Source organism: Stenotrophomonas sp. Sm6012, from assembly GCF_030985895.1.
In the GTDB taxonomy this organism is placed as follows: Bacteria; Pseudomonadota; Gammaproteobacteria; order Xanthomonadales; family Xanthomonadaceae; genus Stenotrophomonas; species Stenotrophomonas forensis.
The window spans coordinates 1-19,065 of the sequence record NZ_JAPTFX010000086.1 but is presented as its reverse complement, the minus strand read 5'-3'; the positions used below and the strand labels follow the sequence as shown (position 1 = coordinate 19,065).

The 19,065-nt window shown below is 63.5% G+C and carries 13 protein-coding genes and 1 pseudogene; 3 read left to right on the top strand and 11 right to left on the bottom strand.

What is annotated here, in order from left to right:
* Window positions 1-73: 73 nt before the first annotated feature.
* The 3 genes from O0J73_RS14605 to radA form a co-directional block, all read right to left on the bottom strand.
* Window positions 74-2,380, bottom strand: coding sequence for a tetratricopeptide repeat protein (locus O0J73_RS14605; RefSeq protein ID WP_308309005.1), 2,307 nt, complete (start codon window positions 2,378-2,380; stop codon window positions 74-76).
* 48 nt (window positions 2,381-2,428) lie between these two features.
* Window positions 2,429-4,285 carry an ATP-binding protein gene (locus O0J73_RS14600; protein WP_006425152.1) on the bottom strand — a complete coding sequence of 619 codons (1,857 nt, stop codon included), beginning with the start codon at window positions 4,283-4,285 and terminating at the stop codon, window positions 2,429-2,431.
* A gap of 175 nt (window positions 4,286-4,460) precedes the next feature.
* A complete protein-coding gene (gene radA / locus O0J73_RS14595; protein WP_308309003.1) occupies window positions 4,461-5,837 on the bottom strand; it encodes a DNA repair protein RadA in 1,377 nt (458 codons plus the stop codon).
* Between the two features lie 150 nt (window positions 5,838-5,987).
* Here radA and O0J73_RS14590 point away from each other — a divergent pair, with 150 nt between their 5' ends.
* A complete protein-coding gene (locus tag O0J73_RS14590; protein ID WP_197565115.1) occupies window positions 5,988-8,048 on the top strand; it encodes a bifunctional diguanylate cyclase/phosphodiesterase in 2,061 nt (686 codons plus the stop codon).
* A 63-nt stretch (window positions 8,049-8,111) separates the two neighbouring features.
* On the opposite strand, the gene cyoD is transcribed toward O0J73_RS14590, so the two are convergent.
* From cyoD to O0J73_RS14555, 7 genes are all read right to left on the bottom strand, one after another.
* Window positions 8,112-8,453 carry a cytochrome o ubiquinol oxidase subunit IV gene (gene cyoD, locus O0J73_RS14585; RefSeq protein ID WP_005408584.1) on the bottom strand — a complete coding sequence of 114 codons (342 nt, stop codon included), beginning with the start codon at window positions 8,451-8,453 and terminating at the stop codon, window positions 8,112-8,114.
* Window positions 8,453-9,091 (bottom strand): cytochrome o ubiquinol oxidase subunit III, encoded by a 639-nt coding sequence (cyoC, locus tag O0J73_RS14580; RefSeq protein WP_006425005.1) that lies wholly within the window; start codon window positions 9,089-9,091, stop codon window positions 8,453-8,455. Before cyoC ends, cyoD begins: the two co-directional genes overlap by 1 nt.
* Window positions 9,088-11,085 carry a cytochrome o ubiquinol oxidase subunit I gene (gene cyoB, locus O0J73_RS14575; RefSeq protein WP_308309002.1) on the bottom strand — a complete coding sequence of 666 codons (1,998 nt, stop codon included), beginning with the start codon at window positions 11,083-11,085 and terminating at the stop codon, window positions 9,088-9,090. Before cyoB ends, cyoC begins: the two co-directional genes overlap by 4 nt.
* Before the next feature lie 2 nt (window positions 11,086-11,087).
* The gene (gene cyoA, locus O0J73_RS14570) at window positions 11,088-12,128 is read right to left on the bottom strand and encodes a ubiquinol oxidase subunit II (RefSeq protein ID WP_008267587.1); all 1,041 of its coding nucleotides are present in this window, start codon (window positions 12,126-12,128) and stop codon (window positions 11,088-11,090) included.
* A gap of 317 nt (window positions 12,129-12,445) precedes the next feature.
* Window positions 12,446-12,802: a hypothetical protein gene (locus O0J73_RS14565; protein WP_099604721.1), complete on the bottom strand. Its 357-nt coding sequence runs from the start codon at window positions 12,800-12,802 to the stop codon at window positions 12,446-12,448.
* 660 nt (window positions 12,803-13,462) lie between these two features.
* Complete coding sequence (locus O0J73_RS14560) at window positions 13,463-13,699, bottom strand: hypothetical protein (protein WP_197564689.1); 237 nt, start codon at window positions 13,697-13,699, stop codon at window positions 13,463-13,465.
* Between the two features lie 85 nt (window positions 13,700-13,784).
* On the bottom strand, window positions 13,785-14,054 hold the full coding sequence (locus O0J73_RS14555) for a hypothetical protein (RefSeq protein ID WP_308309001.1): 270 nt from the start codon (window positions 14,052-14,054) through the stop codon (window positions 13,785-13,787).
* A 116-nt stretch (window positions 14,055-14,170) separates the two neighbouring features.
* On the opposite strand from O0J73_RS14555, the gene O0J73_RS14550 reads away from it, so the two are divergent.
* Both O0J73_RS14550 and O0J73_RS14545 read left to right on the top strand, forming a co-directional pair.
* On the top strand, window positions 14,171-17,266 hold the full coding sequence (locus O0J73_RS14550) for a TrlF family AAA-like ATPase (RefSeq protein WP_308309000.1): 3,096 nt from the start codon (window positions 14,171-14,173) through the stop codon (window positions 17,264-17,266).
* A gap of 170 nt (window positions 17,267-17,436) precedes the next feature.
* Entirely contained in the window at window positions 17,437-18,342 is a 906-nt protein-coding gene (locus O0J73_RS14545; protein ID WP_308308999.1) for a hypothetical protein, read from the top strand.
* Window positions 18,343-18,459: 117 nt separating this feature from the next.
* Here O0J73_RS14545 and O0J73_RS14540 read toward each other — a convergent pair.
* Window positions 18,460-18,984 (bottom strand): annotated as a pseudogene (locus O0J73_RS14540) (fimbria/pilus outer membrane usher protein); the annotation flags it as partial.
* Window positions 18,985-19,065: the final 81 nt, after the last annotated feature.

The window sequence follows — 19,065 nt, the reverse complement described above, 5'->3', positions numbered from 1 at the left end:
TGCCGGCCGTTGGCCGGCAACACAGGATCGCATGGCGCTGCAGGCCAGCGGCCGGCACTCTCCGATACCGGGCTTACAACCCGTAGCGCTCGATCACGTCCAGGTGCGGCTGGCGGTCCTGGTCACAGGCTTCGGCCAGGCGAAGCCAGCAGTGCGGATGCGGCCACGTCGCGGTCTGCTGCTGCAGGAAGCGGTGCAGCGCCAGCGGCGCATGGTCCTGTGGCTGTGCCACGGTAAACAGGATGCCCGGCAGGGTGCCCTCGTCCGCGTCCGGATCGGTCACGGTGTAGTCCGGGCGGCTGTGCGACCAGACCTGCCAACCCTGTGCTTCGGCGGCTTCAACAAAGGCGTTCCAGGCCGCTTCACCCGGGTGCGCGCCATCGATCAGCCAGCTGCGGGCAAAGCCGCCGCGCTCCAGCACATGCACCTGTGCGTAGGTCGGGATGAAGTGCTCGCGCGCTTCCTCCTCTTCCGGTGCCGGATGCACCAGCGCGGCATCGAACACCACCCAGTCGCCCACCTGCTGGGCGCGATTGGCCGGTGCGTTCTCGACGATGCGTGCGGTGACCGGGCCGCTGCGACGCGCGTAGTACTCCATCGGCTCGCCATGCTCTTCGCTGCGGATGATCACCCACCCCCACGGCTCCTCGACCACGCCGTCCTGGCTGGTCAGCTCCATGCCGATCGCCGCCGCCGAGCGACGCACCGCGTCCCAGTCGCGCGCCGCGCTGGCGGCGCTCATGTGATCCCAGTGCGCGGCGTTCGGTTCTTCCAGCAGCTCCACCAGCTGCGCATAGCAGGCCTGTGCTTCGCTGAAGCGGCCGGTTTCCATGTACATCCGCGCCAGCGTACCGCGCGCACCGTGCGAGCCCGGCGATGCCTCCAGCAGAGCCAGCGCGGCCTGCTCCAGCGCCGGCCAGTCGGACACGCGGCGTGCGCGTTGCACCTCGCACCAATGCGCGAACACCGGAACGCTACCGCGATAGACGTCGGCCAGGCGACGCAGGCCGTCGTCATCGCCCTGCTCGGTCAGCCAGCGCATCAGGGTGTAGGCCGCCGGGCCGTCTTCCTGCGCGTGCGCCTGCACGAACTGCCACAGCAGCGCGCGCGCCTCGGCCTGCGCACCGCAGGCAGCAAGCGCAGAAGCCGCCGTCTCGGCCAGTGCTTCGTCATCGGGCAATTGCGCCTGCGCCTGCAGCAGCCATTGCGCCTCGCGTTCGGGGTCACGCGACTGGTTCTGCTCGCCCTGCTCGCTCAGCCACGCCAGCAGGTCGCCCGCGGGAACCGGCAGCGGCGCCACCTCCGGCAACGCCTCGATGCGCGCGGCCAGGCCAGCCACCAGCGCCGCCGCACCGCGGTCCTGGCGCAATTGCGCCAGATGGGTGCGGGCCAGTGCCAGCTGGCGCTGCGCGACCCAGCGCGCACCGCGCTGCAGGGCCAGCTCCAGGCTCAGCGCCGCCACTTCGATCAGCAGGCGGTGCGAACCCACCTGGGCGAAGTGCTCGATGATGGTGGAGTAGCGCGTGCCCAGATCCCAGGTGTTGCGTGCCGGATTGCGCTGGCACAGCGCCGCGGCAGTGTTTGCCCACAGCCGCCAGTAGGTGGGGGTCAGTTCACTCCAGGGCACCAGCTGCTGCAGCGCTTCTTCATCGCGTCCCAGCTGGGCCAGCGCCCAGGCCTTGGACAGGCGGCGCGGCACCGTGCAGTTGGCCGGCTCGTACTCACCGGACGCGGCCACTTCGGCCTCGCGCTTCTCGATCAGCAGCAGCGCCTCGTCGGCGCGCCCCATGCCCAGCAGGATCTTGATCTGCATCTCCGGGAAGCTGTCGAACACTTCCTTGCCACAGGCCTCGATCGCATCGGACTGCACCTGCAGGTAGTCGAGCGCATCCTGGCCGCGACCATCATCGAGCAGCGCGTCGGCCTTCTCGCAGCTCAGGCACTGGAAGCAGGCCCAGCCGGGATTGATGCGCGCCAGCGTTTCATCGCACACCTCGATGCGCTCGGGCACCCAGCCCGGGCCATCGATGTTGCCGTAGCAGGCGGCCAGGTCCTGGGTCACGCAGATCGACTGCGGGCACTCCAGCGTGTCCTCGCGGTGCGCCCGCTCGAACAGCGCCACCGCTTCGCCCAGCGCGCTCTCGCCTTCCACGCGATTGCCGACGCGGTTGCGCAGCGCCCAATGGCCGACGTAGACGTCGACCCACGGGTTGTCCAGCGCCTTGCCCAGCGCGCGCGCCTCGGGCAGCAGCGCGTCGACGCGGTCGACACGCAGTTCACTCACCTCGTCGGCGAGGCGGTTCAGCAGGTGCGCGTTCTGCGCCTGGCCGGCCTGGCGCAGGTCGCCCTGCAGTTTTTCGACCCAGTTCCAGATGTCCATGGGATAAGTGCTCCTGTCTAGCGAAGGCTGGATGAGAGGGGGCGGTGCTCAGCGCAGCATCTGCTGCAGGGCACCGGCAATATCGGAGAAAGCGCCGTTGAGATCCGGGCCCGGCGTGGCGGTCGCGCGGGCCAGCGGGCGGCCCTGCGCGGCAACGATGATCTTCAGCGAGCGCAGCAGGCGCGCCGCGGCTTCGGCCTGCGGATGGCCCTCGCGCTGGGCGCGCAGCAGCGCCTGCACCGCCGGATTGTCGAGATTGAGATACAGCCGCGACGGCGCGCGCGATTCGATGCGCGCGGTGAACTGCCGCGCCAGGCGCAGCGCCGCCATCGACACACGCTTGTCGTTCTCGTCGTCTTCCAGCCGTTGCTTCAGCTCGGCCTCGCGGTCGGGCACCACCACCACCGGCAGCGCCTCCGGGCTGAAGCGCGCCGGCAGCAGCTGCTCACCGTCGCCCAGCTGCTCACGCAACCATGCCAACTGTGCTTCATCGAGGCTGTCGTCGCTGCGGAACAACGCACGGTTGCCCTGCTCGGTGCCGAGTTCGACCAGGCGCAGGCCCTTGGCCTGGGCCCAGCGCCGCAGGAACGGCACCACCGCATAGCGATGGCCATGCGCGACCGGCACGCCCATCGCGCGGAACAGCATTTCCTCGAAGCCGCCACCGTTGTCGAGGATCACGTGCACGGCACCGCGCGCCGGCAATGCACTGGCCGGCAGGTCACCCTGCGAGGTCGGCACGCGCACGTGTTCCAGCAGCAGGTCGAACAGGCGGTCATCACAGAGTGCCGCGCCCAGCAGCGCCTCGTTGTGACGGGTCAATACGCGCCGCCACGCTTCCGGCTGCTGCCGCGCGATGTCGGCCAGGCCGTCAATCAGCGCTTCCAGCAGCGCGTGCTGCACGGCGCGGTACTGGTCATCGCGTTGCAGGTCTTCGCGGCTGGCGGTAGGTGTCAGCCGCGAGGATTCGATCACCCCGCCGATGAACCCGGCCCACGGCGGCAACAGGTCGCGCGCATCATCGTCCAGCAGCATGCCGCGCACGAACACCGACAGGTTGCGGTTGTCGCTGGTGCCATAGGTGGCGCCGTCCTGCACCCACAGCAGGCCGGTGGCATCACTGTGGCCATCGGCACCCAGCGGCACGGTGACGATCGGTTCGAAATCGTGCTCGAAGCGAGCGGCGAACTGCAGCGCCTGCCGGCGCGCCTGCACCGGATGCAGCGCGACATCCTGCTGGCCGCGCCACGGCGGCGGCTCAGGGTTGAGCGCCTCGGCTGCGGCGCCGATGAAGATCGGCTCGGACAGCAGCGCGCAGTAGCGGCCCAGCACCTCGTGCAGGCGCGCCTCGTTGGCCAGCGGCAGGAAATCCGGATGCAGTTCCAGTTCCACCTCGGTACCGACCGCACGTGCCGGCACTTCGCTGACCGTGTACTGCTCGGCGTTGCTGGACACGTACAGATGGCCAAGCTCCGGCGTCTGATAGGAGGTGGTGCGCACGCTGACCCGGCGCGCCAGCACGAACGCCGACAGGAAGCCCAGGCCGAACATGCCGATCAGGCCGTCGTCGTCCTCGCCACCCTGGCGCAGGCCACGGGTGTAACCGACGCCGACGGTGGCGAGGTAGTCATGGATTTCCTGGCGGGTCAGGCCGGCGCCGGTATCGGTGATGCGCAGCACGCCGGCACCGGCATCGACCTGCACCGCGATGCGCGAGGGTACGTCGACGCCGGGCTGCTCGATGCGGCGACGGATGATCGAGTCGTGCGCGTTCTGCACCAGTTCGCGCAGCGCCACCATCGGGGTGGAATACAGGTGCTTGCCCAGCACCGTCATCAGTCCATTGAGATCGACCCCGGCGCGACGGATTTCGGCGTTGGGGGCGGTGAGCGCGGTGTCCTGCATGTAATCGTTTACTCCTGGGCACGGAAAGGCGCCAGAGGGCGCCTTCGTCGAGCGGGAAAAACTAGCACAGCAAGCCTGACCAGTGCCGTGTCGGCCGCCGCATCCACGTAGAGTCGAGCTTGCTCGACTGCTGTTCTACCGGCAGTCGAGCAAGCTCGACTCTACAGAACCTGCATCACGCCGCGTCGATGGCCTCGGACAACCGCTCCACCGCGATCACTTCCATGCCCTTCACCGAGCCGCCCTTGGGCGCGTTGGCCTTGGGCACGATGGCGCGCTTGAACCCATGGGTGGCGGCCTCGCGCAGGCGGTCTTCGCCATTGGGTACCGGACGGATCTCACCGGACAGGCCGACCTCGCCAAAGGCAATCGTCTTCTCCGCCAGCGGCCGGTCCTGCAGCGAGGACAGCACCGCCAGCAGCACCGGCAGGTCGGCGGCGGTTTCCTGCACGCGGATGCCACCGACGACATTGACGAACACGTCCTGGTCGCCGACCAGCACGCCGCCATGACGGTGCAGCACCGCCAGCAGCATGGCCAGGCGGTTCTGCTCCAGGCCAACGGCGACACGGCGCGGATTCGACAGCGGCGAGGCATCGACCAGCGCCTGCACCTCCACCAGCAGCGGCCGGGTGCCCTCGCGGGTGACCATCACGCAGCTGCCCGGCTGGTGGGTACTGCCCCCGGACAGGAAGATCGCCGACGGATTGGAGACCTCCTTCAGGCCCTTGTCGCCCATCGCGAACACGCCCAGCTCGTTGACCGCGCCGAAGCGGTTCTTGAACGCGCGCAACAGGCGGAAGCGGCTGCCGCTCTCACCCTCGAAGTACAGCACCGCATCGACCATGTGCTCCAGCACGCGCGGGCCAGCGATGCCGCCTTCCTTGGTCACGTGGCCGACCAGGAACACGGCGGTGCCGGTCTCCTTGGCGAAGCGCACCAGCCGTGCCGCGCTTTCGCGCACCTGGCTGACCGAGCCGGGCGCGGCGGTCAGGCTTTCGGTCCACAGGGTCTGCACCGAATCGGCCACGATCAGCCGCGGGCCGGCCCTGGACGCATGCTGCAGGATCGATTCAACCCCGGTCTCGGCCAGCGCATTCACTCCCTCCAGCGGCAGCTCCAGCCGATGCGCACGGCCGGCCACCTGGGCCAGCGACTCCTCGCCGGTCACATACAGCACCGGCAGCTCTGCCGCCATCTTCGCCACCGCCTGCAGCAGCAGGGTCGACTTGCCGATGCCCGGATCGCCACCCACCAGCACCACCGCACCTTCGACCAGGCCGCCGCCCAGCACGCGGTCGAACTCGCCGATGCCGGTGGAAACCCGACGGTGCTCGGTCTGCTCGACATCCTTCAGGGCGGTGATCTTCGGCGGGTCGATCTTGCCGGCCCAGCCGGCCCGGCGCGAGGCCGGCGCCTTGGCCGCCGCCGCGCTCTCCAGCACGATCTCCGACAGCGAGTTCCAGGCATTGCACTCGGTGCACTGGCCCTGCCACTTGCTGTATTCGGCGCCGCATTCATTGCAGACGTAGGCGGTGCGGGCTTTGGCCATCGGATGATTTCCAGCAACGGGAACAGGCGTGGCAGGATAGCCGAGCCGGGTCGCAGGTGCTGCGACCGCTCAAGTCCCGCCCACCCGCGCCGATAGGGGTCGCGGGCGTGCGCCTTGCGGGCGCCCCTCCTTTCTCCCACTGGATTCAACATGACTGGCAGTTACAGTCAGAGCCTGGTTGCCATCTCGCTGCTGGTGGCCATTCTTGCTTCGTACACCGCGCTGGACATGGCCGGCCGCCTGGCCACCGCCGAAGGCCGCGTGGCCCGCTGGTGGCTGGCCGGGGGCGCGGCGGCGATGGGCCTGGGCATCTGGTCGATGCACTTCATCGGCATGCTGGCCTTCGACCTGCCGATTCCGGTGGGCTACGACCTCGGCATCACCCTGTACTCGCTGGCGGTCTCCATGGGTGCCTCGGCCTATGCGCTGTGGCTGGTGTCGCGGCCCAGCCTGCCGTGGCGACGGCTGCTGGCCGGCGCGGTGCTGATGGGGCTGGGCATCGCCACCATGCACTACCTGGGCATGGCGGCGATGCGCATGCAGCCCGGCATCGATTACCACCCGGGCTGGTTCGCCGCATCGATCGCGGTGGCCATCGGTGCCGCCGGCGCCGCGCTGTGGATCGCCTTCCGCCTGCGTGCCGAGCAGCGCAACACCCTCCTCCTGCGCGCGCTCGCTTCGCTGGTGATGGGCCTGGCCATCGTCGGCATGCATTACACCGGCATGGCCGCAGCGCGCTTCCCCGAAGGCAGCATCTGCGGCGCGGTCGGCAGCGGCGCCATCGACACCCGCTGGCTGGCGGTGCTGGTGATCGTCACCACCGTGGCCACGCTGGGCATCGCGCTGGTTGCCTCGCTGTTCGACCGGCAGATGCGCGTGCGCACCGGGCTGCTGGCCGATTCGCTGGCGCGCGCCAACAACAAGCTGATCCAGGCCGCGCTGCACGATCCGCTCACTCAGCTGCCCAACCGCATGCTGCTGCAGGACCGCATCGAGCAGGCCATCGAGAAGGCGCGCCGCCGCGGCCACACGGTGGCGGTGATGTTCTGCGACCTGGACGGCTTCAAGGCGGTCAACGATGCCTACGGCCACCAGCTCGGTGACCGCCTGCTGGTGGCGGTGGCGCAGCGCATCGGCGGCCTGCTGCGGCCGCAGGATACCTTCGCCCGCCTCGGCGGCGACGAGTTCGTGATCGTGCTGGCCATCGACATTCCCGACGATGCGGTGGTGGTGGCCGAACGCATCATCGCCGCGGCCGGCGAGCCGTTCACGCTGGATGCGGCCGAACTGCAGGTCAGTGCCAGCCTCGGCATCGCGCTGTACCCGGACGATGCCGGCAACGAGCGCGAACTGATGGCGCACGCCGATGCGGCGATGTACCACACCAAGGAAACCGGCCGGAACGGCTACACCTTCTTCACCCCGTCGATGCAGCTGAGTGCCAACCGCCAGCTGCGCCTGCTGCAGGACCTGCGCAAGGCCATCGCCCGCGACGAACTGATCCTGCATTACCAACCCAAGTTCCCGGCCGCCGGCGCACCGGCCACCGGCGCCGAGGCGCTGCTGCGCTGGCAGCACCCGGAGCTGGGCCTGCTGGCCCCGGATGTGTTCATCCCCATCGCCGAGCGCAGCGGCCTGATCCTGCCGATTGGCGACTGGGTGCTGGACCGTGCGTGTGCGCAGCTGCGTGCGTGGCACGACGCCGGGCACAGCGAATGGTCGATGGCGGTGAACCTGTCGCCACTGCAGTTCGCCTCGCCCGCTCTGCTGGGCAGCGTGCGCGAGGTGCTGCAGCGGCACCGGATCGAACCGGCACGGCTGACCCTGGAGATCACCGAGACCACGGCGATGAAGGACGTCGATGCCAGCCTGGCGATCCTCAACGACCTCACCGCGATGGGCGTGCACATTGCCATCGACGATTTCGGCACCGGCTATTCCAGCCTGCTGTACCTCAAGCGCATGCCGGCCACCGAACTGAAGATCGACCGCGCCTTCGTGCACGACCTGGAATGCAATGACGAGGATGCCGCCATCGTCTCGTCAATCATCGCGCTGGGCCGCACCCTGCAGCTGCAGGTGGTGGCCGAAGGCGTGGAGACCCAGGCGCAGCGCGAGTACCTGAGCGAACTGGGCTGCGACCAGCTGCAGGGGTACCACCTGGGCCGGCCGATGGAGGCCGAGGAGTTCCTGCGCAAGGTGGCGGGGTAGAGCCGCATCAAACAAAAAGGCCGCCCGGGGGCGGCCTTTCTGCGTGGCAACGTCGCGAGGACGTCAGTGCATCATGTGCACGTTCATGTTGTGCATGACCCACAGGGTACCGACCACGATGATGCCGATCACCACCACGGTGAAGGCCGCAGCGTTGACGTTCCAGCGGCTTTCCGAAGAGCGGTCCAGGTGCAGGAAGAACACCAGGTGGACCAGCATCTGCAGTACCGCGGTGATCGCGATGACCACACCGTTGACGGTGCGCGAGAAATCACCCGACATCACCATCCAGAACGGGATGACGGTCAGCACCACCGCCAGCACGAAGCCGATCAGGTACGACTTCACGGTGCCATGGCTTTCGCCGCCGGTGCCGTGGTCGTGTGCATGGTTGTCATGTGCCATTACAGCGCTCCATTGAGGTAGACGACGGAGAACACGCCGATCCAGATCAGGTCCAGGAAGTGCCAGAACAGGCTCAGGCACGCCATGCGGGTCTTGTTGGTCGGGGTCAGGCCGTACTTCTTCAGCTGCACGAACATCACCAGCAGCCACAGCAGGCCGGCGCTGACGTGCAGGCCGTGGGTGCCGACCAGGGCGAAGAACGCCGACAGGAAGGCACTGCGGTCCGGACCGTAGCCCTGATGGATCAGGTGCTGGAATTCCCACACTTCCATGCACATGAAGCCGAAGCCCAGCAGCCAGGTGATGGCCAGCCACAGGTACATCTGGCCCATCTGCTTGCGGTGCATGGCAATCATGCCCAGGCCGAAGGTCAGCGACGAGGTCAGCAGCAGCGCGGTTTCCCACGCCACGAACGGCAGCTCGAACAGGTCCTTCGCGCCGGGGCCGCCATCGGTACCGCCGGAAAGCACCACGTAGGTGGCAAACAGCGAGGCGAAGATGAGGCAGTCGCTCATCAGGTACACCCAGAAACCGAAGACGGTGTTGCCGCCGGTGTCGTGGTGCTCGTGGTCGTCATGGCCATGGGCCGCCGCATGCGCGGCGTGCCCGTGGCTCAGGGTCGAGGTATTGGTGCTCATGCCTTCAGCTCCGACTTCACCAGGCCCTGGTTTTCCAGGTGCTTGCGGTGTTCGTTCTCGATGCGTTCCACCTCGGCGGCCGGGACCCAGTAGTCCACGTCCTGGTCGAAGGTGCGGTAGATGAACGTGGCGATCATGCCGACGAAGCCAACGATGGCCAGCCACCAGATGTGCCAGATCATCGCGAAGCCGAACACCAGGCTGAAGGCACCGATGACAACGCCCGTGCCAGTGTTGCGCGGCATGTGGATGTCGGTGTACTTGGCCGGCTTCGGCCAGGCTTCACCACGCTGCTTGCGCTCCCAGAAATCGTCCAGTTCGGTGACTTCCGGCAGGGTGCCGAAGTTGTAGAAGGCCGGCGGCGAAGAGGTTTCCCACTCCAGCGTACGGGCATCCCACGGGTCGCCGGTCAGGTCGACGGTCTTCTTGCGGTCGCGGATCGACACGGCCACCTGGATGATCTGGCACAGGATGCCGGCGCCGACAATGAAGGCACCGCAGGCAGCCACCAGCAGCAGCGGCTCGTACGCCGGGTTGACCGTGCTCTGCAGGCGACGGGTCATGCCCATGAAGCCCAGCACGTACATCGGCATGAAGGTCACATAGAAGCCGATGAACCAGCACCAGAACGCGCACTTGCCCCAGAACTCATTGAGGCGGAAGCCGAACATCTTCGGCCACCAGTAGGTGATGCCGGCGAACATGCCGAACACCACGCCGCCAATGATGACGTTGTGGAAGTGGGCAATCAGGAACAGGCTGTTGTGCAGCACGAAGTCGATGGCCGGGATCGCCAGCATCACGCCGGTCATGCCGCCGATGACGAAGGTGACCATGAAGCCGATGGTCCACAGCACCGGGGTGGTGAAGTGCACGCGGCCGCGGAACATGGTGAACAGCCAGTTGAAGATCTTCACGCCGGTCGGGATCGAGATGATCATCGTCGTGATGCCGAAGAAGGCATTGACGTTGGCACCCGAGCCCATGGTGAAGAAGTGGTGCAGCCACACGATGAACGACAGCACGCCGATGCAGGCGGTGGCGTAGACCATGCCCTTGTAGCCGAACAGCGCCTTGCGCGAGAAGGTCGCGATGACTTCGGAGAACACACCGAACGCCGGCAGGACCAGGATGTACACCTCCGGGTGACCCCAGATCCAGATCAGGTTGATGTACAGCATGGCGTTGCCGCCACCGTCATTGGTGAAGAAGTGCGTACCCAGGTAACGGTCCAGGGTCAGCAGCACCAGGGTGATGGTCAGCACCGGGAAGGCGGCGACGATCAGCACGTTGGTCACCAGGGCGGTCCAGGTGAACACCGGCATCTGCATCAGCTTCATGCTGGGGGTACGCATCTTCAGGATGGTAATGAAGAAGTTGATACCGCTCAGCGTGGTACCCAGGCCTGCGACCTGTAGACCCCAGATGTAGTAGTCCATGCCGACGCTTGGACTGTATTCGATGCCCGACAACGGCGGGAACGCCAGCCAGCCGGTGGCAGCGAACTCACCGATCCACAGCGACAGCATGATCAGCACCGCGCCAGACACGAACAGCCAGAAGCTGAGCGAGTTGACGAACGGGAACGCGACGTCGCGCGCACCGATCTGCAGCGGCACGGCCAGGTTCATCAGGCCGGTGATCAGCGGCATCGCCACGAAGAAGATCATGATCACGCCGTGGGCGGTGAAGATCTGGTCGTAGTGGTGCGGCGGCAGGTAACCCTCTGACCCGCCAACGGCGAGCGCCTGCTGGGTACGCATCATGATGGCGTCGGAGAAGCCGCGCAGCAGCATGACGAAGGCGACGATGAGGTACATCACGCCGATCTTCTTGTGGTCCACCGAGGTGAACCACTCCTTCCACAGATAGCCCCACAGCTTGAACTTGGTGATCAGGGCCATCACGCCCAGGCCACCCAGCACCGCGCCGATCAACGTCGTCAGGACGATCGGATCGTGGGGGATCGACTCAATAGAGAGTTTTCCCAACATGTTCATTCTCCCGAACCCGCGTGGCCGGCATGGCCTGCGTGTTCGTGTTCGTTGGCATCCAGGTTTTCACCCGATTCCTTGGAATCATGCGCGTCACTGGGGGCGTGGCCCTCATGCGCTTCATGGCTGGCGGCATCGGCAGCGGCGGCACCGGCATGTTCGTGCTTCATGCCGTAGTGCTTGTTGTCGCCCATGTGCTTGGCGATGACCCAGTTGAACAGGCCCTCTTCGGTCTTGCCGAAGTAGGTGACCGGGTACCACTCGGCGTTGCGTGCTTCACCCAGGGCCTTGAACGAGGCCTTGTCCAGGGTCTGCTCGCCGGCACGGACCTGGTCCAGCCACTGGCGGTATTCGGCATCGGTGACCGAGTAGGCGGTGAAGTGCATCTTGGCGAAGCCCGCGCCGCTGTAGTGCGAGGACATGCCCGGGAATTCACCGGTCTCGTTGGCGATCAGATGGAGCTTGGTCTCCATCGCGGCCATCGAGTAGATCATGCTGCCCAGGTGCGGGATGAAGAAGGCATTCATCACCGTGTCGGACGTGATCTTGAAGTTCAGCGGCGTGTTGACCGGGAACTTGATTTCGTTGACGACCGCCACCTTCTCTTCCGGATAGATGAACAGCCACTTCCAGTCCAGCGAGATCGCCTCGATGGTGACCGGCTTGACGTCCGATTCCAGCGGCTTGTACGGGTCAAGCGCGTGCGACGAACGCCAGGTCAGGACCGCCAGCACCAGCACGATCATGCAGGGGATGGACCACACCACCACCTCGATCGCCGTCGAGTGGGACCACTTCGGCTCGTAACGGGCCTTGGTGTTGGAGGCGCGATACTTCCACGCGAAGGTCAGGGTCATGATGATGACCGGGATGACGACCAGCAGCATGAGCACGGTGGCCGTGATCAGCAGGGTCTTCTCATCCTGGCCGATCTGGCCCTTCGGACTGAGGATGGCCACGGCATCGCAGCCGGTGAGCATCACCAGCAACGACAGCAGCAGGCCCGGGCGCAACCAGCGCCCAAGGGTTTTCAACGGAATCATCGGTCGATCCAATTGCGAGGGAATGCCGTTCCCCGTCCTGCCTGCTCCAGCAAAAAGCCGGTCCCACCGGTCCGATGGACAGGCAGGGAGGTGGGGTCGAGTCAGCCTTTCAATTTTAGGCCGTCACCCACCATTTAAGAAAGGCATTGACAATGATCAGGCGCAGGAAAGGCCCGTTTCAGGCTGCGACACGTTGTCGCACCGCGTGCGCGCGGGCCGCCCAGCCTCGCGGACACGCAGCCTAGCATCGGGCCCCGCCACGCCAATGCCACTGGACCGGCAAAGCCTGCTGAACGTGTTCAGCAATGCACGGAAGGTCAGGACGGCCTGACTTCCCTGCACACCAGCTCAGCCAGTTCGCGGCATGCGAAGAACAGCCCCTCGACGACCCCCTCGTCCAGATGGCGGTCGGGCGTGGCCATGGATTCGCAGCGGCTGGCCGCATGCAGCATCTCCACCGCCGTCTGGATACCCACGGCCGCGCGGTCGATCCTGGCCAAGGACTGACGGCGGCCGTCAGAAAGATTCTCTTCCGGCCACAGCATGCCATCGGACCCTTCGCCATCGCGGATGCGCTTGAGGCAGCCCTGGAAGGTGCTGAGGTCGAAGGCGGGGTTGTTGTCGTCGTTGGTGGATTCATCGACGGGGAATTGCGGAATCTTGCGAGTGGTCATGGCGTCGGCTTCCGTGGCTGTACTTAACAGCGCCACCGCGCGGAAGCGGGGTGGCGGACGGTGCGGGTTCCAAACCGGGCATAGCTAAACCGGCGGGTCCGAAGACCCCCACGCACCGCCCGCCATATAGGCCGACGGATTGCCAGCCGGCACCGTTTCAGAGCGGTGCCGGCTGGCAAGCGTTTACAGCTATGCGCGGGTTTGGATGCCCGGCCACCCTTTTTCGGTGGCGCGCCATGGTGTCTACGCCTGCACCTTCGATTCAATGAGAAAAATCCGAAAGGTTCGGATGCATCGAAAGAAGCGGTGCGAATTGTTGCATGCGCAGTACATGGCGGGGGCGACACGAGAAGACGCGAGTGCGCTGATACTTAGGCGCACGCGACGCGCAGAGTCGTAAATGACACAGGAAGCACTGAAGCTCGTGACGCATCTCGCTTACGAATAGTTGTATAGAGCAGCCTGGTCGAACGCACGAACAACGAGTAGAGCGGTTTGATTTGACGCAACCGGCCGACTAGGCGTGCAGAACGCGACAGGTGGTTCGCTTCAGTCTTGCAGGTCACATGCTGGCATCATTGGGATGTCGGTCACCACCCGCAGAAAACCCCCTCCCCAATTGGGCAGGGAGCGTCTCCAAGCCCCACCAACAATGCGCATTCATTCAGTCCCCTCCCAAGGCCCATCAACCATTCTGCCCCGCCATATGCCTTCTAGTCCGGGTGCAACAACTATTATCTTAGCCGTGAGATCGCCATCTGATCCTGTCATGAGCATCCCTTCCTCGAGAGCCAGATTCTCTCTTCTCAGGTCCTCCAGCGTCCCCGTGAGGTTGAGCCTCAGGAAACCATCAGGATCTCTATTGTTGAAATCGACAAATATTCTGAGCTCAGACATCTATAGCCTCTGCAGCCTTTCAACGACCGGAACCGGATTGAATACTGCAGGGGAAAACAACGCTTGCGATCATCAATCCACCCTCTCAGCCCACACCCCACTCCTCGACACTCTTCTCGACCGCCAATATCTGCTCTTCCGCATAGACCCTATCGCGAAAACGGATATCAGCATCATCAAGGCAATGCCAGATCACATGGGGAACATTCATTTCGGAAGCACTTGATTGAAGGACGCACTTGAGAGCCGCCGCCCTCTTGTACCAGGCAGAGACTTGTTCCGCAGAAGTAGGTTCGGATTCCAACAACATTTGCAGACAGGCAACAGCGGACTTCATTTCATCAGCGCCACGCATATAGGCACCTATTTCCTTACCCACCGAGGATCAAACAATACAAGATGAGCGGCCTCATCGCGAGCAGCGGGCCCATAGTTGATATGAATAATCGGTGTACTTCCACCATTTATTGGATGAAGGTCAATACGAAGCCCCCATTGCCCCTGATCGTCCACCTGAAACTCCTTCGCTCGATCCATCAAAAGCTCCCTTCAGGCGCTATCATCAGCCGATGGGCCCGGATTGGCCGAACAGGGGGAAAAGGAATGAATCGAGGCTCTGAATGGCGGCGATGGGATCCACACGTCCACGCGCCGGGCACCGTGCTCAACGATCAGTTTGGTTCGGGATCTTGGGATACCTACTTGAGCGCGCTGGAGGCGGCTTCGCCTCCGCTGGATGCGCTGGGCATCACGGACTACTACGTGATGGACAGCTACGAGGCAGTTCTTGCCCAGCGGGCGCTCGGACGTCTTGCGAACGTCCCGTTTGTCTTTCCGAACATCGAAGTTCGACTGGACGTCCACGCGAAGTCTGGCTACGTGAACCTTCATCTGCTGATCAACCCCAGTGACCCTGATCATGCCCAAGAGGCCACCCGATTCCTCAGCCAGTTGACGTTCTCAGCGTATGCAGACCGGTTCAGCTGCAGCCGGGCTGATCTCATCCGACTCGGAAAGAAAGCCAACCCGGCCATCATTGACGACAAGGCGGCGCTTAGCCACGGGGTGACCCAGTTCAGAGTGAACTTCGAAGCTCTTCGCCAGGCATTTGGCGACAGTGCATGGGCGCAGGCCAACGTTCTCATTGCCGTTGCTGCAGGTTCCAACGATGGGACCAGCGGACTGAACCAGGCCTCCGATACAACGGTACGTCGGTCCATTGAAACATTCGCCCACGTCGTATTCTCGAGCAAGCCCTCTGATCGCGAATTCTGGCTCGGTCAGAGGGCACTGAGCAAAGCCGATATTGCCACGCACTATGGGGCTTGCAAGCCGTGCCTCCATGGCAGCGACGCGCACACCTTGGCCGCTGTGGGTCAGCCCACGGGCAACCGTTACTCGTGGATCAAAGGCGACGCCTCGTTCGACGCGCTTCGCCAAGCCTGCATCAATCCGGAAGGCCGTGCTTACGTGGGCGAGACCCCACCCAAGTCCGCCATGCCGTCTCAGACCATCTCCCACGTCAGCATTCAAGGCGCGCCTGGCTTCCAGAACCCCGAAATCCAACTGAACCCCGGCTTGGTTGCCATCGTTGGCTCGCGCGGCTCCGGGAAAACGGCGTTGGCCGACATCATCGCCGCAGGCTGCGACGCCATTCCCGAGGCTGGTTGGACCGCCAATGAGAATGCCAGTGCCTCCTTCTTGGTGCGAGCCAGAACGCTTCTTGGCAACGCACAGGTCGATTTGGCGTGGGGCGGTGGTTCGAAGGATCAGCGCCCGCTCGGTTTTCGCCCTGAGGGCGTGTTTTTTCCCAAGGCGCGCTACCTCTCCCAGCAGTTCGTTGAAGAGCTGTGCTCGGCGTCTGGGGCGTCAGACGGCTTGATAGAAGAAATAGAGCGGGTGGTGTTCCAATCCCACGAGCCCAGTGAAACCCACTTCGCGGGCAGCTTTGCAGAGCTTCGCGACCATAAGACGCTGCTCTTCAAGCAGGCCCGGGAGCGAGAGGAGTTGGCGATCTCGCAGATTTCTGACTCGGTGTCGCTAGAGCTCGAGAAGGAGGCTTCGGTCAAGGCGTTGGCCGCCCAAGTCGAGCAGAAGACAAAGATCATCGAAGGCTACATCGCCGATCGAGCGAAGCTCACGCTCCGAGACACCAAAGCGGTGCTCGACCGCCATACCGAGCTCAGCGAGGCCGCCCAGGCGTTGAAGACAAAGATTCAGAACTTCAACAATCAGCGCCAGTCCTTCGTGTCGCTTCAAAACGAGGTGGCTTCCACTCGGGCTACCGGTTCCCCGGAGCTTCTTCGGCAACTGCGCGCTCGCCACACCGCCAGCGGCATGGACGACGCGCAATGGCAGGCCTTCCTGCTTGTCCACAAGGGCAGTGTGGATCAGGATTTGCAGGGCTACCTTGCCTGGGCCGATGGTGAGATTGCAAAGTTGGCCGGGGTGCCGCCCCTCCCCCACGATCCCAGCGTCTCTTACATCGCCGACGGCACTGCCCTCGACACACTGCCGATGACTCTACTGGAGGCGGAACTGGGGCGGCTTTCGGCGTTCTTTACCGCCGATCAGTTGACGCAAAAGCAATACACGGCGCTAACGAATCGAATCGGCCAAGAGCAGACCGCGCTCAACGGTTTTCAGCAGCGCCTTGAGGATGCCCAAGGTGCGCACGCCCGCCGGAAGCTCCTCCAGGTCGAGCGAGAGGATGCGTATGAGCGCGCCTTCCAGGCAGTCATCAACGAGCAAGACGCCTTGGAGCAGCTCTATTCCCCGCTACTGAGCCGTCTCGCCTCCTCTTCCGGAACCTTGGCTAAGCTCGGCCTCGCGGTACGCCGCATTGCAGATGTCGACACCTGGGCCGCTGAAGCAGAGGAGGAATTGCTAGATCGCCGCAAAACAGGTCCGTTCTACGGGATCGGAGCCTTTACCAAGACCGCACGCGAGTTCTTTTTGGCCGCTTGGGAGACCGGGTCAGCGGCTGACGTCCGCTCCGCCATGTCTTCGTTCATCGGAACGCATTCAAAGGACCTCCTCGACCACGCCCCGTACGACCCTGCGGAAACCGACGAGGTTCGGGCTTGGTTCAAGCGCTTTGCTCGATGGCTTTTCAGTATCGACCACTTGCGTGTGCGGTACGAAATCACTTACGACAACATCGACATCAGGAAGCTGTCGCCGGGCACGCGTGGCATCGTCCTCCTCTTGCTCTACCTTGCCCTGGACGAGGCCGACGACCGTCCTCTCATCATTGATCAGCCCGAAGAGAACCTAGATCCAAAATCGGTGTTTGATGAGCTTGTTTCCCTGTTCGTCCAAGCCAAGGCCACCCGGCAAGTCATCATGGTCACGCACAACGCAAACCTGGTGATCAACACCGACGCTGATCAGGTGATCATCGCCGAGTCCGAGCATGACGGGTCTGGGGGACTACCTCGCATCACATATGCATCTGGCGGGCTCGAGTCGGCGACCATCCGAAAGGCAGTCTGCGACATTCTTGAAGGCGGAGATGCCGCGTTCAAGGAGCGGGCCAGGCGGCTACGAGTGCGCCTGGAGAGGTAGCCCAAGCTCGGCAACGCTTTCCGGCCACGTAACGAAGGGCTCATGAAAAGTCAGCCGTCCATCTTTTACGAGCATGCCCAAGCATCGTGAAAGATCTTCGGAGTTGAGCGATATGCGAGACGCTTTCAGATGCACACCCCAACAATCAACCAAGAGAAAGGAATCAAGAATTGAAGCTCGAGCAATGGACTCTTTTTGTAGACATGCTTGGCTACCGTGACATCAACGGAGCCATCAAAAATGATGAGGATGCCAAGATATTTCTGGATTTTATGCAATCCAACGCCAATGTCTTTGCAGCCATGAATGGCGATGCCACAAAGGCGATCTATTCCAACAATAAGCAATTCGATCTTTACAAGTATTACGAGGTCACAGCGGCCTTCATTTCGGACTCGATGATCATCACTTTCAAGCCCAACGACGTGCCTGAACTCACCAATCAGGATCACGCCATGATGCACTCGGCTAACGCCCTGTTCATCATCTGCATGCGGCTTCAGGGTCTTATTTTCAGCACCTACTTTCAGAAGGGAATTTTCCTACGGGGCGGCATCTCCAACAAATATGCAATGGTGCGCGGTCAGTTTGCCGTTGGGGAAGGACTGATGGAGGCATACGAGGCCGAGAGTACGCTCGCCAAACACCCACGGATAGTCCTACACCCCGCTGTCTCGAGCAATGTTGCATTGATGGATAAGATCGATTATCTAAGCAAGGCAATGTATTCCGGCCACGCACCACTCCAGAAGGACCAGACCGATGGCCTTTACTTCCTCGACTACCTCGGGCATGCCGCATCCACGATCAACACTGACATTCCTATCATCGCCGCTTCCGCCAAAATGAATCCGCAATTCATTAAGTCTCGAGAGCAAGTCCACTTCTACTTTGCTGAACATGCCAAGGCATTGTCGGCGAAGCTAGTAGAGTGTCAGTCAAAGCTTGCTGCGGCAGCAATTGGCGATGAGAAATCCAAGGCCCAAAAACTGCTAAGCAAGTTTGATTGGCTCAAGAGTTATCACAACCGCACCATTGCGGCTAACCCAGCGCTCGCGGCATATGTTGTTGCTTAATTTTTTGTTCCCTGGGAGAGATCGGGCAACCAGCGCTGTGGAGCCTAGATTGCAGACGTCGCATTGCGACTCTTCCATGACCGTCCAAGAAGGAATTACTGTGTTTTAGGCGGAAACTCACTGACAGGGAATGAACGCCACCTTGTCGAGCTCCTCCAACGGAGAGGGCAAGGTGGCAATGCAGACAGTTCCGATGGTTACTATCTGCCCTGGCTTGGGGTACTCCAAGTAAAGCGCCACATCAAATCCCACCACCACCCGCTCGGTCGAGGTCGCTGCCATCGAGCCAGGAGGAATGGTCTTGCCGGTCAGGGTGAAGGCCCGGGCGTTCTGAGTCCGAACCGGTAACGTCACCCGCACGCCGCCCTGGCGTGGTGCCACAATCTGCTTCTCGGTCTCTCCGATCTCCACGCCCACGGGAAGGTCTTTGTCTTTGAGGCTGACGGTGGTGGGAAGCAAAGAGGGAACCTCGGTCACCAGCACCCGGCCCTGTCGGTTGGTTTGGACTGAGGGCACCCCATTGATGCGCACCGGCACCCCGGCTTGGCCCGGCACTTCCACCACTGAAAAGCTGGCATAGGCTGGACGCCCAAAGGCCACGCCGCGGTGGTCCAAGAACACGGATCCGGAGAAGTTCGCAGCCCCGGTGACCTGCCCCCTTTCTCAGGGCCACTAGCTACTTAGTAGAGTCCAGGTTGGGGAGCATACCGCTCCGGTGGGTCA

What these genes read in the sequence shown, in the direction of transcription:
- cyoA (WP_008267587.1), bottom strand. Translation starts at nt 12,128, where the DNA reads ATGATTCCGTTGAAAACCCTTGGGCGCTGGTTGCGCCCGGGCCTGCTG.
- cyoD (WP_005408584.1), bottom strand. Translation starts at nt 8,453, where the DNA reads ATGGCACATGACAACCATGCACACGACCACGGCACCGGCGGCGAAAGC.
- O0J73_RS14600 (WP_006425152.1), bottom strand. Translation starts at nt 4,285, where the DNA reads ATGCAGGACACCGCGCTCACCGCCCCCAACGCCGAAATCCGTCGCGCC.
- O0J73_RS14565 (WP_099604721.1), bottom strand. Translation starts at nt 12,802, where the DNA reads ATGACCACTCGCAAGATTCCGCAATTCCCCGTCGATGAATCCACCAAC.
- O0J73_RS14590 (WP_197565115.1), top strand. Translation starts at nt 5,988, where the DNA reads ATGACTGGCAGTTACAGTCAGAGCCTGGTTGCCATCTCGCTGCTGGTG.
- O0J73_RS14605 (WP_308309005.1), bottom strand. Translation starts at nt 2,380, where the DNA reads ATGGACATCTGGAACTGGGTCGAAAAACTGCAGGGCGACCTGCGCCAG.
- O0J73_RS14560 (WP_197564689.1), bottom strand. Translation starts at nt 13,699, where the DNA reads ATGTCTGAGCTCAGAATATTTGTCGATTTCAACAATAGAGATCCTGAT.
- radA (WP_308309003.1), bottom strand. Translation starts at nt 5,837, where the DNA reads ATGGCCAAAGCCCGCACCGCCTACGTCTGCAATGAATGCGGCGCCGAA.
- cyoB (WP_308309002.1), bottom strand. Translation starts at nt 11,085, where the DNA reads ATGTTGGGAAAACTCTCTATTGAGTCGATCCCCCACGATCCGATCGTC.
- O0J73_RS14550 (WP_308309000.1), top strand. Translation starts at nt 14,171, where the DNA reads ATGAAGGTCAATACGAAGCCCCCATTGCCCCTGATCGTCCACCTGAAA.
- O0J73_RS14555 (WP_308309001.1), bottom strand. Translation starts at nt 14,054, where the DNA reads ATGCGTGGCGCTGATGAAATGAAGTCCGCTGTTGCCTGTCTGCAAATG.
- cyoC (WP_006425005.1), bottom strand. Translation starts at nt 9,091, where the DNA reads ATGAGCACCAATACCTCGACCCTGAGCCACGGGCACGCCGCGCATGCG.